Annotated in this window: 12 protein-coding genes; 5 read left to right on the forward strand and 7 right to left on the reverse strand. The window is 72.9% G+C overall.

Translation table 11 applies throughout. The features are described from left to right. Window positions 1-48: 48 nt before the first annotated feature. Window positions 49-2,673: a SpoIIE family protein phosphatase gene (locus BLQ91_RS09430; protein ID WP_090096348.1), complete on the reverse strand. Its 2,625-nt coding sequence runs from the start codon at window positions 2,671-2,673 to the stop codon at window positions 49-51. A 249-nt stretch (window positions 2,674-2,922) separates the two neighbouring features. On the opposite strand from BLQ91_RS09430, the gene BLQ91_RS09435 reads away from it, so the two are divergent. After that, entirely contained in the window at window positions 2,923-4,020 is a 1,098-nt protein-coding gene (locus tag BLQ91_RS09435) for a glycosyltransferase (RefSeq protein ID WP_090096349.1), read from the forward strand. Between the two features lie 54 nt (window positions 4,021-4,074). On the opposite strand, the gene BLQ91_RS09440 is transcribed toward BLQ91_RS09435, so the two are convergent. After that, entirely contained in the window at window positions 4,075-5,352 is a 1,278-nt protein-coding gene (locus tag BLQ91_RS09440) for a cation:proton antiporter (RefSeq protein ID WP_218130204.1), read from the reverse strand. A gap of 176 nt (window positions 5,353-5,528) precedes the next feature. On the opposite strand from BLQ91_RS09440, the gene BLQ91_RS09445 reads away from it, so the two are divergent. Next, a complete protein-coding gene (locus BLQ91_RS09445) occupies window positions 5,529-6,551 on the forward strand; it encodes an LLM class flavin-dependent oxidoreductase (RefSeq protein WP_090096350.1) in 1,023 nt (340 codons plus the stop codon). 83 nt (window positions 6,552-6,634) lie between these two features. On the opposite strand, the gene BLQ91_RS09450 is transcribed toward BLQ91_RS09445, so the two are convergent. Together BLQ91_RS09450 and BLQ91_RS09455 are read right to left on the reverse strand one after the other, a co-directional pair. Continuing rightward, window positions 6,635-7,591 carry a pyridoxal-phosphate dependent enzyme gene (locus BLQ91_RS09450; RefSeq protein WP_245733302.1) on the reverse strand — a complete coding sequence of 319 codons (957 nt, stop codon included), beginning with the start codon at window positions 7,589-7,591 and terminating at the stop codon, window positions 6,635-6,637. Window positions 7,592-7,627: 36 nt separating this feature from the next. Continuing rightward, the gene (locus BLQ91_RS09455) at window positions 7,628-7,825 is read right to left on the reverse strand and encodes a hypothetical protein (RefSeq protein ID WP_090096351.1); all 198 of its coding nucleotides are present in this window, start codon (window positions 7,823-7,825) and stop codon (window positions 7,628-7,630) included. A gap of 22 nt (window positions 7,826-7,847) precedes the next feature. On the opposite strand from BLQ91_RS09455, the gene BLQ91_RS09460 reads away from it, so the two are divergent. Continuing rightward, the gene (locus tag BLQ91_RS09460) at window positions 7,848-7,958 is read left to right on the forward strand and encodes a DMT family transporter (RefSeq protein ID WP_090096352.1); all 111 of its coding nucleotides are present in this window, start codon (window positions 7,848-7,850) and stop codon (window positions 7,956-7,958) included. On the opposite strand, the gene BLQ91_RS09465 is transcribed toward BLQ91_RS09460, so the two are convergent. Further along, window positions 7,955-8,371: a DUF3592 domain-containing protein gene (locus tag BLQ91_RS09465; protein WP_143022571.1), complete on the reverse strand. Its 417-nt coding sequence runs from the start codon at window positions 8,369-8,371 to the stop codon at window positions 7,955-7,957. The genes BLQ91_RS09460 and BLQ91_RS09465 overlap by 4 nt on opposite strands. A 230-nt stretch (window positions 8,372-8,601) precedes the next feature. Here BLQ91_RS09465 and BLQ91_RS09470 point away from each other — a divergent pair, with 230 nt between their 5' ends. Further along, complete coding sequence (locus BLQ91_RS09470) at window positions 8,602-9,864, forward strand: GAF domain-containing protein (RefSeq protein WP_090096354.1); 1,263 nt, start codon at window positions 8,602-8,604, stop codon at window positions 9,862-9,864. Window positions 9,865-10,035: 171 nt separating this feature from the next. Here the strand turns inward: BLQ91_RS09470 and BLQ91_RS09475 are convergent, their stop codons facing one another. Continuing rightward, window positions 10,036-11,019 carry a helix-turn-helix transcriptional regulator gene (locus tag BLQ91_RS09475; RefSeq protein WP_090096355.1) on the reverse strand — a complete coding sequence of 328 codons (984 nt, stop codon included), beginning with the start codon at window positions 11,017-11,019 and terminating at the stop codon, window positions 10,036-10,038. Window positions 11,020-11,127: 108 nt separating this feature from the next. Here BLQ91_RS09475 and BLQ91_RS09480 point away from each other — a divergent pair, with 108 nt between their 5' ends. Then, window positions 11,128-11,589 carry a VOC family protein gene (locus BLQ91_RS09480; protein ID WP_090096356.1) on the forward strand — a complete coding sequence of 154 codons (462 nt, stop codon included), beginning with the start codon at window positions 11,128-11,130 and terminating at the stop codon, window positions 11,587-11,589. A 36-nt stretch (window positions 11,590-11,625) separates the two neighbouring features. Here BLQ91_RS09480 and rph read toward each other — a convergent pair whose 3' ends face one another. Then, complete coding sequence (gene rph / locus BLQ91_RS09485) at window positions 11,626-14,166, reverse strand: rifamycin-inactivating phosphotransferase (protein ID WP_090096357.1); 2,541 nt, start codon at window positions 14,164-14,166, stop codon at window positions 11,626-11,628. Window positions 14,167-14,175 lie beyond the last annotated feature (9 nt).

Here is a 14,175-nt window from a genome sequence, read left to right on the forward strand (position 1 = left end):
TTGCCGTCGCTTGCGGCACCTCCGCCGGCGTCTGCTCCCGGCCGCGCCTCAGTCGCGCGTCGTGTGGGCGAGCCCTGACAGCTCCAGGATCCGGGCCGGAGCCCCTGCCGCCACCAGCGTCAGCTCCCGCCCCCGTCCTCTCGCGGCCGCCATCGCCTGCAGCAGCAGCGCCACCCCGGAGCTGCTGAGGTACCGCAGCCCCGTCAGGTCGACCTCCACCGGTCGCGGGTCGGCCACGTCGATCCGGCTCAGCAGCGGTGCGCGCAGCTCGTCGACCGTGGCGATGTCGAGGTCACCGGTGAGCAGGACGACCTGCGCCCGTTCGTGCGGGACGTCGGTCAGGCCGGTGGCCGCGGCGGGTGGGACCACGCGCTTGACGGCCGCCGGGGTGGCCGGTGGGGTGGCGGGGACGTGGAAGCGGATGGTGGTGCCCCGCTCGCCCGCGTCGAGGTCGGTCTCGTCGCTGAGCGCGCGGATCATGGTCAGGCCCCGGCCGCGGTTGCCCTTGTCGGCCGGCTGGGGGCGCCAGTGGCCCTCGTCGGCGATCGTGACGCGCACGCCGCGGCCCGACCACTCCAGGGTCGTGTCGAAGGTGCCGCCACCGTGGGGGTAGGCGTGGTCGACGACGTTCGCGGCGGCCTCGCCGATGGCGAGTTCGAGGTCGTACACCGCGTCGTCGGACAGGCCCGCCGCCGCCCCCCAGGCCGTGGCGGTCCGCCGGAGCGCGGACAGTTCCGAGGCCGAGGCGGGCAGGTGGCGGTGCAGCGGCGCGGGCAGGTGGCGGGCCACGACCAGTGCCACGTCGTCCGACTGGTCTTCCGCCAGCAACGCCTCGACGACGAGCTGGACCAGTGCCTCGGGAGGCAGGGCCGCGGCGGCGTCCACGGCGGAGATGAGCCTGCGGACGCCCTCGTCCACCACCTCGTCGCGGCGTTCGACCAGACCGTCGGTGTAGAGCACCACCGAGGCGCCCGGCGGTAGCGGTGCGGCGTGTTGTGGATGCGCCGAAACGGATCCCGCACCGAGGACGGGGCCCGTCCCCCCGGTCAGCGACCAGGCTCCCGAGCCGTCGACGACCACGGGCGGAGGGTGGCCCGCCGACGCCCAGCAGAGCTCGCCCGAGCTCCAGTCGAAGACGCAGCACGCGCTCGTGCTGCCCACCGCGCCGTTGATGCGCCTCGCGAAGACGTCCAGGCGCTGCAACGACTCCGCGGGCGAGTGGCCGTCGAGGAGGTAGCCGGTGAGCGCGCTGCGCAGCTGGCCCATGACCGCCGCGGCGGCCGGTCCCTTGCCGACGACGTCGCCGACCGTCAGGCCGACGCGCGTGCCACCGAGCGGCACGACCTCGTACCAGTCGCCGCCGATCTGGGAGTGCTGCGTGGCGGGCAGGTACCGCGCGGCGCACGTGAGCCTCGGCAGTGCCGGGAGCTCGCGGGGCAGCAGGCCTTCCTGCAACGCCGCCGCGATCTCGTGCTCGCGTTGCAGCAGCAGTTCGCGCTCGGCCTCCGCGCGCTGCCGCTCGGTGACGTCCCTGCCGATCGCCTGCAGACCCGTCGGGGTGGCCTGCGTGCTGAGCTCGAGCGCGACCTCGCTGCCGTCGGCGCGGCGCATCGTCACGACCTGGGACACCGACAGGTCGGCGGGCAGGCCGTCCACGAGCAACCGGGCGATCTCGGTGCCGACGAGCTCGTCCGCCTCGTACCCGAGCAGGTGACCGGTCGCCGGGTTGACCGAGACGAACCGCAGGTCGTGGTCCAGCAGCCAGATCGCGTCCGTGGCGCGTTCGACGAGCTGGCGGTGGCGCTGCTCGCTGTCGCGCAACGCCCTGTCGGCGTGCGTGCGCTGCATCCACTCCCAGCACCGGTTCACCACCACGGACACCAGGTCGATCTCGGCCCGCGTCCAGTGCCGGACACCGGCCTGGTGCACCGCCATCGCGGCCACGAACCGGCCGCCGCGCAGCAGGGGCAGGCAGATCACGGCGCGGATGCCCGTCACGCGGTAGGCCGCCAGGTCCTCGGCGCCGAGCCGCTCGTCGTTCAGCGCGTCGTCCACGACCCAGGGTTCGCCCGCGCGCATGGCCTTCAGGGCGCCGTCGCCGAACTCCCGCATCGCGAACCGGCCCGGCAGCGGCGGCAGACCGGTCGCGTGGTCACCGCTCATGACGATGTGGTTCTCGTCGGCCTCGGTGCGGGCGTAGGCGCAGCGGTCCACGTCCAGGTGCTCGCCCAGCAGCCTCGTGGCGAGCGACATGAGGTCCTCGGCGTCGTCGAGCAGCTGCGACTCGCGGTCGAGCAGGTCGAGGAACCGCTGCCGCTCGTCCGCCGCCTGCTGTGCGGTCACGTCGATCAGCACGCCGCTGCGGCGCGTGCCGTGCACCCGCGCCTTCTCCAGCAGCCACATGACCTCGCCGGTGGCCGTGGCGACGCGGTAGACCTTCTCGTAGTCGGTGTCCGAGCCCCAGCGCAGCCGCAGGGTCTCCTCGCGGTCGTTCGCGTGCGTGATCTCCGCCCAGAAGCCGGGGTCGTCGAGCCAGCGCCGCGCCGGGTGGCCGAGGAGGCGCTCGACGGTGCCGGACAGGTATGTCAGCGCACGGCTGTGCGACTCGCCCTGCCAGACGACCACGGGGAGGTCGTCCACCAGTGCGGTCAGCTCGTGTTCCGAGTCGTTCATGTACCCGCGGCCTCCGGGTGAGGTGGAGTCCACGACGCCGGCTGTTTGACGCCCTTCACCGCATCGTACGGGCACCGGTCCGGCCGGCCCCGTTCCGCCTGATCTGCGGGCACCGGGGCGGTGGGCTACGGTCGGAAGTGGGTTCAACCCGCAGCCCTCCGTCCCGGCGCCGCCGTGCGGACTGGGAGGTGCTGCCGTGCACGTCGCCGGTCGGCCGTGCTTCCGCCGTTCCGAGCAGGAAGCAGACAGATGAAGATCTCCATGGTGCTCGCCGCCGGGAACCCGCACGTCGCGGACCTCTCCGCAGCTCTCATCGCGGCAGGCCACGAGGTCACCGTCCACAGCAGCGACGTCCTCGAGACCACCTCGGCCGACGGCCGGGAGCCCCACCTGGGCGACTACGTCGACGCCTTGCGCGCCGAGTGGGACAGCGCGCCGCCGGACCTCGTGCACGCGCACCACTGGCGTCCGGGCCTGGCCGCAGTGCTCGCCGCGCAACGGGCGGGCCTGCCGGTCGTGCAGTCGCTGCACGGCTGCGGCCGGCGGACGGACGTCGAACGGCTGCTGGGCCGGGAGTCGGCGCTGGTGCTGGCGAGCTGCGAGCAGGAGATGCTCGACCTGGCCGCCGCGGGGGTTCCGCGCTCACGGATCTCGGTCGTCGCCCGAGGCGTCGACGTCGACCTGTTCAAGCCGCACGGCCCGGCCTTCGCGCGCAGCGGCCTGCGCCGCGTCGTCACGGTCGTGGACCCGTCGTCGGACAGCGGCGTGGGCGGCCTCGTCGCCGTCCTGCCGCGGCTGAAGGACGCCGAGCTGGTGGTCGCCGGGCCGATGCCGCCCGCCGCGGCGGACGCCCTGCGCGGACGGGCGCGCAGGCTCGGCGTGGAGGAACGCGTGCGGCTGCTCGGGCCCGTCACGCGTGCGGACATGCCCGCGTTGCTGAGGTCGGCGGACCTGGTGGCGTGCGTGCCGGACCGGGCGTCGTGGGACGTCTGGCCGTTGGAGGCGATGGCGTGCGGCGTGCCGGTGGTGGCCACTGACGTCGGTGGGCTCACCGACGCGGTGACCGACGGGGTGACGGGCCTGCTCGTGCCGGTCGGCGACCTGAAGCAGCTGATCAGGAAACTGCGGCTGCTCCTCGACGACGACACGCTCAGGACGTCGCTGAGCATCGCGGCGGTGGACAGGGTCGACGCCCGCCACACCTGGCCGGACGTCGCGCGCGGGGTGGACCGGCTCTACCGGCTCCTGCTCGACCCGCCGCAGCCCGTGCGCCCCCGCTCCGCCAGGAGGAGCGCGGGCGGAGCACCGGCGGTGGCGTCGCAGGCCGACGAGTCCTGCACGACCTGACCGGGCCCCGTCACCCGGCCGGACAGCGCCTCCGCCGCGTCGCCCCGATCAGGGTCAGACCGGCGTCTGGGCGGCGTTGTCCGCGCCGCCCTCCTGCCGCCGCTTGCGGTCGAGCAGCCACATGACGGGCGACGCGGACAGGCCGTGGACGAGGACGGACCCGACGACGACCAGCCCCACGATCCGCCAGATCGAGTCGTGGTCCGTGAACTGGCCTTCTTGCAGCGCGTAGGTCACGTAGAACAGCGAACCGACACCGCGGACGCCGAAGAACGCGATGACCGTGCGTTCCCGTGGACCCGTGCGCCCTTTCAGCAGCCCGATCCACCCCGCCAGCGGCCGCACGACCAGCACGACGGCCGCGGCGACGGCGATCTCGCGCCAGCTCGTCCCGGCGAGCAGCCCGGTGGCCGCGGCACCGCCGAGCAGGAAGACGATCAGGACGGTGAGCATCCGCTCGGCCTGTTCGACGTAGCGGTGCAGGACCTGGTGGTAGCCGTGGTGCCGTTCCGCCGCCCTGATCGTGCAGGCGGCCACGAAGACCGCGACGAACCCGTAGCCCTCAAGCAGTTCCGTGATGCCGTACGCGAGGAACGTCGCCGCGAGCGCCACGAACCCCTCGGCGTGCTCGGCGAGGCGGAACTTCTCCGACGGCGCGGAGAAGAACAGCTTGCCCAGCAACCAGCCGATGCCCACGCCGATCGCGAGACCGCAGGCGAGCCGCCACACGACGTCCACCCCGAGCCAGTGCCCGAGCCACGCCGACGGCGCCGCGCCGACGACGCTGATCGCGATGGCGGCGTAGGTGAACGGGAACGCCAGCCCGTCGTTCAGCCCCGCCTCCGAGGTGAGCGCGAACCGGGCCTCGTCCTCGTCCTGGTCGGGGTTCTCGGCGGGTTCGGCGACCTGCACCTCGCTGGCGAGAACCGGGTCGGTGGGCGCGAGCGCCGCCGCCACGAGCACCGAGGACGCGACACCGAGCCCGAGCGCGCCCCACCCGAGCAACCCGACGGCGAGCATCGACAACGGCATCGTGATCGCGAGCAGGCGCCACGTGGTGGCCCAGCGGCGCAGCCCCGGCGGCCGGTTCAGCGCGAGACCGGCACCCATCAGCGAGATGATCACGCAGATCTCGGTGAGGTGCAGCAGCACCGTGACGTGCTCGTCGGGATCGGGCGAGGGCAGCGCGTCGACGACCGTGAACGTGAGGGCTCCCGCGCCGAGGAAGAGCATCGGCATCGACACCGGAGCGCGGTCCAGCAGCCGGGGCAGGAAGGCGGCGGCCAGGGTCGCGAACCCCGCACCGGTGTACAGCAGGGAGCCAGGATCCACAGTCGGCCTTCCGCGTCGTCGGGTGAACGGACGTGATACCCGTGCCTTAGCAGGGCAAACCGCGACGCGACGCCCGTCACGCCGGGCGTGACGGGCTGGTCCCCGCGCGGAATGTCCCGAGTGGATCAGGCGTTGACAGGGCTGGACCAACTACAGGGACGGACGTACCGCACGGCATGAAGAAGATCGGTTTTCTCTCGTTCGGGCACTGGTCGGACAGCCCGCATTCGCAGACGAGGACGGCGGCGGACACGTTGCTGCAGTCCATCGACCTCGCGGTGGCCGCCGAGGAGCTGGGCGCGGACGGCGCCTACTTCCGCGTGCACCACTTCGCGAGGCAGCTCGCGTCGCCGTTCCCGCTGCTCGCGGCGGTCGGCGCCAAGACCGAGCGCATCGAGGTCGGCACGGGCGTGATCGACATGCGGTACGAGAACCCGATGTACATGGCGGAGGACGCCGGGTCCGCCGACCTCATCGCCGGCGGCAGGCTGCAGCTCGGCATCTCGCGGGGATCGCCCGAGCAGGTCGTCGACGGCTGGCGCTACTTCGGCTACCAGCCCGCCGAGGGCCAGACCGACGCCGACATGGCCCGCGGCCACTCCGAGGTGTTCTTGAAGGTGCTGGAGGGCGGCGGATTCGCCCAGCCGAACCCGCGGCCGATGTTCCCGAACCCGCCCGGGCTCCTGCGGGTCGAACCGCACGCGCCGGGCCTGCGCGACCGAATCTGGTGGGGCGCCGGCTCCAACGGCACCGCGGTGTGGGCGGCCGAGCAGGGCATGAACCTGATGAGCTCGACCCTGAAGTTCGACGAGGGCGGCGCGCCGTTCCACGTCCAGCAGGCCGACCAGATCCGGGCGTTCCGCAAGGCCTGGACCGAGGCGGGCTGGGAGCGCGAGCCGCGCGTGTCGGTGTCGCGCAGCATCTTCGCCATCACCACGGACCTCGACGACGCGTACTTCGGCGACGACGGCGAGAGCCGCGACAGCGTCGGGTTCATCGACGGCCCCACCAAGGCGATCTTCGGCCGTTCCTACGCCGCCGAACCGGACGTGCTGGTGGAGCAGCTGGCCGAGGACGAGGCGATCGCCGAGGCCGACACGCTGCTGCTGACCGTGCCGAACCAGCTGGGCGTCGAATACAACGCGCACGTCCTGGAGAACATCCTCGTGCACGTCGCCCCGGCGCTCGGCTGGCGCTGAGACGGCTCCCTTGTCGGAATGTTGACATTCCGACAACTCGTTCTGACTGCCCGGCACCCGAGTGGGTGCCGGGCAGCGGCGTTTCAGGCGTTCGCCCACCTCATGACGTCGGCGACGGCCGCGTTCCCGCCGCACACCACGATCCCCAGCCGGGCACCTCCGCCGACGCGGTCGAGCACGGTGCGGGCCGCCGGCACCAGACATCCGGCAGCGGGCTCGGCCCACGCCTTCTGCCGCTCCGCCAGCGCGATCGACCCCCGCGCCGCCTGCGCGTCCGAGACCGTGAGGACGTCCTCGAGCAGCGCGACGGCGTGGTCGTACGTCAGCTGTGACACGTGCGGCGCTGACAGCGTCGACACGACCGATGTCGGCGTGATCTCCACAGGACCACCCGCGTCCAGCGCCTGCCGCATCGCGTCGGCACCCTCGGTCTCGACACCCCACACGCGCACACCGGGCACGAGCGCCCGGAACGCCGTCGCCACCCCCGCCGCGAGCCCGCCGCCGCCGATGCTCACCAGCACGTCGGTGACGTCCGGCGCGTCCTGTGCGAACTCCAGTCCCACGGTGCCCTGCGCGGCCGCCACAACGGGGTCGTCGTAGGGGTGCACCAGCGTCGCCCCCGCCTCCACCAGCTCGCGGAGCAGCCCGAACGCCGCCGCCAACCCGTCCGTGAGGCGTACATCCGCCCCCGCCGCACGAGCGAGCTCCACCGACCGGGCGGGCGCGGACGAGGGCATCACGACCGTCGCCGCCACCCCCAGCTCACCCGCGACGTCGGCCAGCGCGATCCCGTGGTTGCCGCCGCTCACCCCGACCACACCCGCCGCCCGCGCCTCGTCGGACAGTGAGAGGATCTTCGCGAACGCCCCGCGCGCCTTGAAAGAACCGCTGCGCTGCAACAGTTCCAGCTTCACGGTCGTCGGAACGCCCAGCAGCGCCGACAGGCCGGGGGAGGGCAGGGTGGGCGTGCGCAGCACCCGTCCGTCGATCGCCTCGGCGGCGGCCCGGACGTCGTCGACGGTCAGCAGTTCAGCCACGCCGTCACCCTAGTGCGAGCGGCTCCGGGGTGGCGGTCACGGGCGCAGCAGGCGTTCGCTCAGCCAGGTGAGCGATGCCGTGATCTGCTGCTGGGTCAGGCCTCGGCGCCGCTGTTCCTGGTAGACCTCGGGCGCCAGCGGGGCCAGCAGGGTCTCCAGGAGGGCGTCCGGGTCCGGGGCGTCGGTGAGCAGGGTTCGGACGTGCGTGCGCCAGAAGCCGTAGGCGCCGGTCACGGGGCAGCAGGTCGCCTCCGCGGTGATCGATCACCGCGGCTCCTTCCGGATGCCGCGCAGGCCGCTCACCGCCGTTCGCCTCGCAGGGCTCTCGCTGCTCGTCGCCGGCTCGCTGCTCGTGCAGCTCACCTAGTCGTGCCGGCGCGGGGGAGTCCACGCGATGAGGCTCGCGACCAACGCTCCGAGCGCCACCACGCCGAACATGACGCCCGCGACCCGGTGCGCCTGGTCGTTGTCGGCCAGGGCGGCGTCGGCCACCCGGCCCTCCCGGAGGTCGTACCGGACCGTCACTCGCTCGCCGGGCCGGCGGGCCGGGCCGTTCTCCGACAGCGTCGCGACCTGCTTCGAGCCGTCCGGGAGGGAGTACTCGACCTCGACCGAGACGCTCTTTCCGGACTTCAGCCGTTCCCGCACCACGCCCTCGGTGCTGGCCCACGACCGCTGCTCGGCGGAGTTCTGGAGCACGACCACCACGCCCAGAACGGCACCCACCAGCACGGCACCGGCCACGAACCGGCCCGTGCGCGACTTCAACGTCTTCGCCACCACGCCTCCTCCGCGGAGAAGATCGCCGGGAGGAGCAGGAACGTCACAGCCGCGCGACCGTTCACCGCGGTGGCGAGGTCGTCCGATCGCGAGATCCGTCAAGCGGGGTGATCTTCTCGTTGCGTACCATTCTTCGTACCGCCCGCGCGGCGGGAGGAGCAGAAGGCGTCCGAGGTTCAGCAGCGTGCCCGGGACGCATGGCGGGAGGGCGCGCCGTGAGCGTATTTGACATGCAGGAACCGCAGGGGTTCGTGGCGGTCGAGCAGGACGACCTGCGGACCCTTTTCGGGCAGTCCGCGGCCGTCTACGCGGCGTTCGTGGGGCCGGAGCACGTTGTCGAAACGGCCAACCCCGCGTTCCACGCCGCTGTCGGGGAAGAGCGCGCGCTGCTCGGTCGTGCCGTGGCGGAGGTGCTTCCCGAACGGGGCGACCAGGGGTTTGTCGCGCTGCTGAACCAGGTGTACCGCACCGGTGAGCCGAGCACGGGGCGTGACGTGCGGGTCGTGCTGGGCACCGGACCGCACGCGCGGGAGGCGTTCTTCGACCTCACCTGCGAGCCGCGCCGCGATCGCGACGGCGGCGTGGCCGGGGTGCGCGTCATCGGCGTGGAGACCACGCAGGTCAAACACGCGCAACGGTTGATGGCCGAGCACCGCGCGTTGCTGGAGCAGATCGCGCGCCAGGCGCCGCTGACCGAGGTGCTCGACGGGATGGCCCGGTGCATCGAGGAGCTGACGCCCGACGAGATCCTCGTGTCGGTCCTGCTCGCCGACGCCGACGGACGGCACCTGCGGCACGGCGCCGCGCCGAGCCTGCCCGACTTCTACAACGAGGCCATCGACGGCATCGCCACCGGGGAGGGCGTCGGTTCCTGCGGTACGGCGGCGCACCGGCGGGAACCGGTGATCGTCACCGACATCGCCACCGACCCCTTCTGGGACGACTTCCGCCCGCTGGCCGACCGCGCCGGACTCGGTGCCTGCTGGTCCACGCCGATCCTGGCGCGCGACGGGACACTCCTGGGCACGTTCGCCATGTACCACCGGACCGCGAGGGCCCCGCAGGAAGCGGACCTCGCGCTGGCCAGGCTCTTCGCCGACACCGCGGCCCTTGCCGTCGAACGCCACCGCAGCGAGGTGGCGCAGCGCGAGGCGGAGGCACGGGCGGAAGCGGCGCGCAAGGCGCTGGCGGAAGCCGTGCGCGCGGAACGGGAGCTGCGTGCCGAGGCCGAACGACGTGCCGACGCCGCCGCGGAGCTCAACGCCCAGATGCGGGCCGCGGCGGCCGCGCAGGCGAACGCGCCGCACCCCGAGCACTGCCAGCTGGGCGGGACGGCCGGGTGCGCCGCGGCGGCGGAGATCAAGGTGGCCGACTCGTGGGGCGACTCGGCGTGGGGGTGTCCCGTGCACGTCGAGGAGGCGTTGATCCACGTGCGGTCGGTGTTCATCGCGGGCGAGGAGCTGGGCGGGCTGGCCGCCTACCTCCACCGCTGATCGGTGGTGCGGGCCGCGCGGGAGAGCGGGGCCGGGGCGGCACGGGTGGCCAGGGCGGCGTGTCGTGCGGCCAAGGGGTGAGGCGGCGCGTAACGCGCGGCACGGATGGCCCGTCGGCAGGGGTGGCGTGGTGGGCGGCGGAGCCGGGAACTTCGCGGTGCGGCAGCCCGTCTACTTCGAACGCTGTCCGGCGGCGCGAGCGGCACGGCCCGCCAGGTCGGCGAACGCCTCGCGCAGCGCGGGCGGCCCGACCACCTCCACCTCGGCGTCGAAGCGCGCGAGCCGGGCGGCGAGCGCTGCCCACGACCACGAGCCGGTCACCAGCCGCGTCCGGCAGGGGCCGGTCTCCTCCGCCGTGTCGCCGCCGGCGAAAGGCGCCACGTCGGCGAGCGGCAGGTGCAGGACCACCTCGCCCCGGCACGGCCAGGTGCCGGTCTCCGAGCCCCGGAAGCGGGCCGACAGGAACGCGGCGACGTCACCGCCGGGCACCTCGCGCGGGGTGAAGCGCGGGCCGTTCGGCACGCGCAGGGTCATGCGGTCGGCTCGGTAGGTGCGCCAGTCCTGGCGGTCCGGGCTCCAGCCGACGAGGTACCAGCGGCCCGAGCGGACGACGAGGTGGTGCGGTTGCACCCGGCGGGGTGGCTGCTCGGGTGACGGAGGGCGGCCCGGCGCGTCGTAGTCGAACCGCAGTTCCTCGCGGGCACGGACGGCGGTGCTCAGCGCCATCAGCAGGTCGGTGTCCACCTGGGGGCCGCGGCCGGCCGGCTCCACCTCCAGCGCGTCGATGCGGGCGCGCAGCCGGGCCGGCATGACCTGGCGGACGGTGGCGAGGGCTCGGGCGGCGGCCTCCTCGATGCCCGCTCCCGTGCCCACGGCGATCCTCAGCGCGACGGCCAGGGCGACGGCCTGGTCCTCGTCGAACAGCAGGGGCGGCACCTGGCTGCCCGCTTCCAGCCGGTAGCCGCCGTCGGGGCCTTTCACGGCGTGGACGAGGTAGCCGAGCTCGCGGAGGCGGTCCACGTCGCGGCGCACGGTGCGTTCGCTGACGCCGAGGCGGTCGGCGAGCAGGAGGCCCGGCCAGTCGCGGCGGACCTGCAGCAGCGAGAGCAACGACAGCAGGCGGGCCGAGGTGGTCGTCGAGGTGGCGATCGGCATGGTTTCACCATCTCACGAGTAGCGGACGTTCCCTGTCCGGTACTGCTGACAAAGTCGTGTCCATCGCCGGAGACCTCCGGCGGCGGAACGAACCGAAGGACCGAGAAGATGCCGCTCAACGCTGTTGCCCACCTGAACTTCCGCGGCCAGGCGCGGGAGGCGCTCGAGTTCTACCGCTCGGTCTTCGGCGGGCAGCTCAACGTCGTCACCTACGCCGACTTCGGGATGCCCGCCGAGGTGCCCGGCGCGACCGGCGTGGTGTTCGGCGAGGTCGTCGCCGAGAACGGGTTCCGCGTCATGGCCTACGACGTGCCGGGCGCGGGCGAGCCGGGCGCGCCGGGCGCGCCGACCACCCGCAGGGAGAACGGCACCACGGTGACCGAGGAGCCGTTCTTCCTGTCCGTGCGCGGGCAGACCGCCGACGAGGTCGCACCGGTCTGGAAGGGCCTCGCCGAGGGCGGCACGGTGATCGAGGAGTTCGCACCGAGCCAGTGGTCTCCCGGGTTCGGGATGCTCGCCGACAGGTTCGGCGTCACCTGGATCGTGGACGTCGCGGTCGCCCACGCCTGAGCCCGGTGAGGGTGGGATGCCGCGGGCATCCCACCCTCAGCCGAGGATCTCGACGTAGCCGTCGGTGCCGTTCACCCGGATGCGCTGACCGTCCCGGATGGACCGGGTGGCGCCCTCGACGCCCACGACCGCGGGCAGGCCGTACTCCCGCGCGACCACAGCGCCGTGGGTCATCAGGCCACCCACCTCCGTCACCAAGCCCGCGGCCGCGACGAACAACGGCGACCAACTGGGGTCCGTGTGCGCGGTGACCAGGACGTCACCCGGTTCGAGGCCGGCCCGGGCCATGTCCAGCACGACCCGGGCACGGCCCTCGACGGTGCCACCGGACACCGCGAGCCCGACCAGTGCACCGGCGGGCAGGTCCTCGCGCCGGTACGTGCCCGAAATGGCCTCACCATCCGAAGTGAGCACCCGCGGGGGCGTGAGCGACTCGTGGGACGCGAACTCCTCCCTGCGCCGGCGGATCAGGGCGGAGTCGGCCTGGGAGGTCCGCGCCACGTCGTGGAATTCCTGGAACGTCAGGAAGAAGGCGTCCTCAGGCGTGTCGAGCACTCCGGCGCGCGTGAGGCGCTTGGCCTCCTCGAGCAACGCCACCTTGTAGGCGAAGTAGCGGCTGACCATGCCGTACTTGGGATACTCGCGGTATCCGATGAACGTCCGCAGTCGGTCGACCATCCGCTTGGTCTCGGCGGCCTTCTCCTCGCCGCCGGGCAGCACCCGCAGGCGCTCCAGGACATCCTGCTCCTTCTTCCACGCCTCCTGCCGGCCCTGCTCGAAGCGGTGCTCGCCGGCGCCCTGCTCGAAGTTCCGGACGTTGGTGAGGATCAACGGCAGCAGAGCCGCCGGGCGCTCGCTCCACCGCTGCCTGGTGATGTCGATCTCGCCGACGCACCGCATGCCGTACCGCGCGAGATAGCCCTCGATCGCGTCACGCGCCTGCCGTCCACCGGGCACACGTGGCAACTCCTCGAGGAAGTCGTCCCCGGCCTTCTCCAGCAACGCCACGACCTCCGGGTGCGGGCGGACGGCATCGGCGACGTCGAGGAGCGCCAGCCCCATCTCGGAGGTCACGTTGTGGGGAGCGGACAGCGACAGCGCGTCGGCGGCGTTCTTCTCGCCCAGCCACTCCCGCAGGTTCTCGTTCAGCCACCACGTCGCCTGCATGCCGGCCGTGATCACCTGGCTGCCGCGCGGGTCGAACAACAGCCGGCGCAGCTCCCGCAGGTCGGCGAGGACGAACTCGAAGAGCTCCGGTCCCGACCTGCCGCGGATCTCCCCGCGGAGCGCGGCCACGGACGCCTCGGTGGTGCCGATCAGCTCGGTGACGACGTCCGGGTCGGTGTCGATCGTCGCCGGCGCGGCACCGACGATCGGTGGCACGTCCTCGTCGGTCCGGGCAGGAGGGAGGAAGCCCTCGCGGTCGAGGACCGTCCGCATCGCGTCGCCCATCAGCGGGTCGGACTTGCCGAGGACGTCGAGGTAACCGGCACGACTGGACGGCGTGGTCAGGATCCGGGTCACGTCCACGAACAACCGCCCGCCCACCACCGTCATCGGCCGGGGCGTCGTGAGCTGCCAGATGGACAGGCCCAGCGGCTTCATCGCGTCGGTCATCATCTGCTGGTGCCCGACGGACACGTAGACGTGGTTCTCGCCGTCGTCGGTCTCCGGTACGGGGAACAGCGTGGTGATCGGCCGGCTCTGCACCACCCGGAACCCGCTGCCGTCCAGGCACCACTCGACGTCCTGGGGCCGGCCGAAGTGCGCCTCGATCCGCCGCCCGAGCCGGACGAGCTCCAGCACCTGCTCGTCCGCCAGAGCCGGTTCCCGCTGCCGTCCGGGAGCGACCACCTCCTCGCGCGTGCCCCCTCCGGCAGCGGCGTGCAGGGCGGTTTCCTTGGCAGCGATGGACTTCCGCAGGATCCCGGTGTCCGCGACCTGGTAGACGTCCGCGTTCACCAGGCCGGAGACGAACGCCTCCCCGAGACCGAACGTCGCCTCGACGCAGGCGACCTTCCGGTTCGACGTGGCCGGGTCGGCGGTGAAGAGCACCCCGGCCGCGTGCGGGAAGACCATCCGCTGCACGACGACGGCCATCTCGGCCCGGTGGTGGTCGATCCCGTTGCGCTGCCGGTAGGACACGGCCCGTTCGGTGAACAGCGACGCCCAGCACCGGCGGACGTGCTCCAGGACCGCGTCCGCTCCGACGACGTTGAGGTAGGTGTCCTGCTGGCCCGCGAACGACGCCGCCGGCAGGTCTTCGGCCGTGGCGCTCGACCGGACGGCGAACGCGGTCCCGCCGGGGAACCCCGCCACCGCCGCGGTGATCTCCTCGGCGACGTCGGCCGGGATCGTCACGTCCTCCAGCCGCGACCGGACCGCCTCCGCGTCGCAGTGCGCCTCGATCGAGGACGGGTCGAGAACCCGCCGGTACGCGTCGGTCGTCACGCAGAACCCCGCCGGGACGTCGATGCCGCCGATCCGCGTGAGTTCTCCGAGGTTCGCCGCTTTGCCACCGCACAGCGCCACCCGGGTGCCGTCGACGTCGCCCAGGTCCAGCACGAAACTGCCCATCTGCGTTCT

Source organism: Lentzea jiangxiensis (genome assembly GCF_900104175.1).
GTDB lineage: Bacteria > Actinomycetota > Actinomycetes > Mycobacteriales > Pseudonocardiaceae > Lentzea > Lentzea jiangxiensis.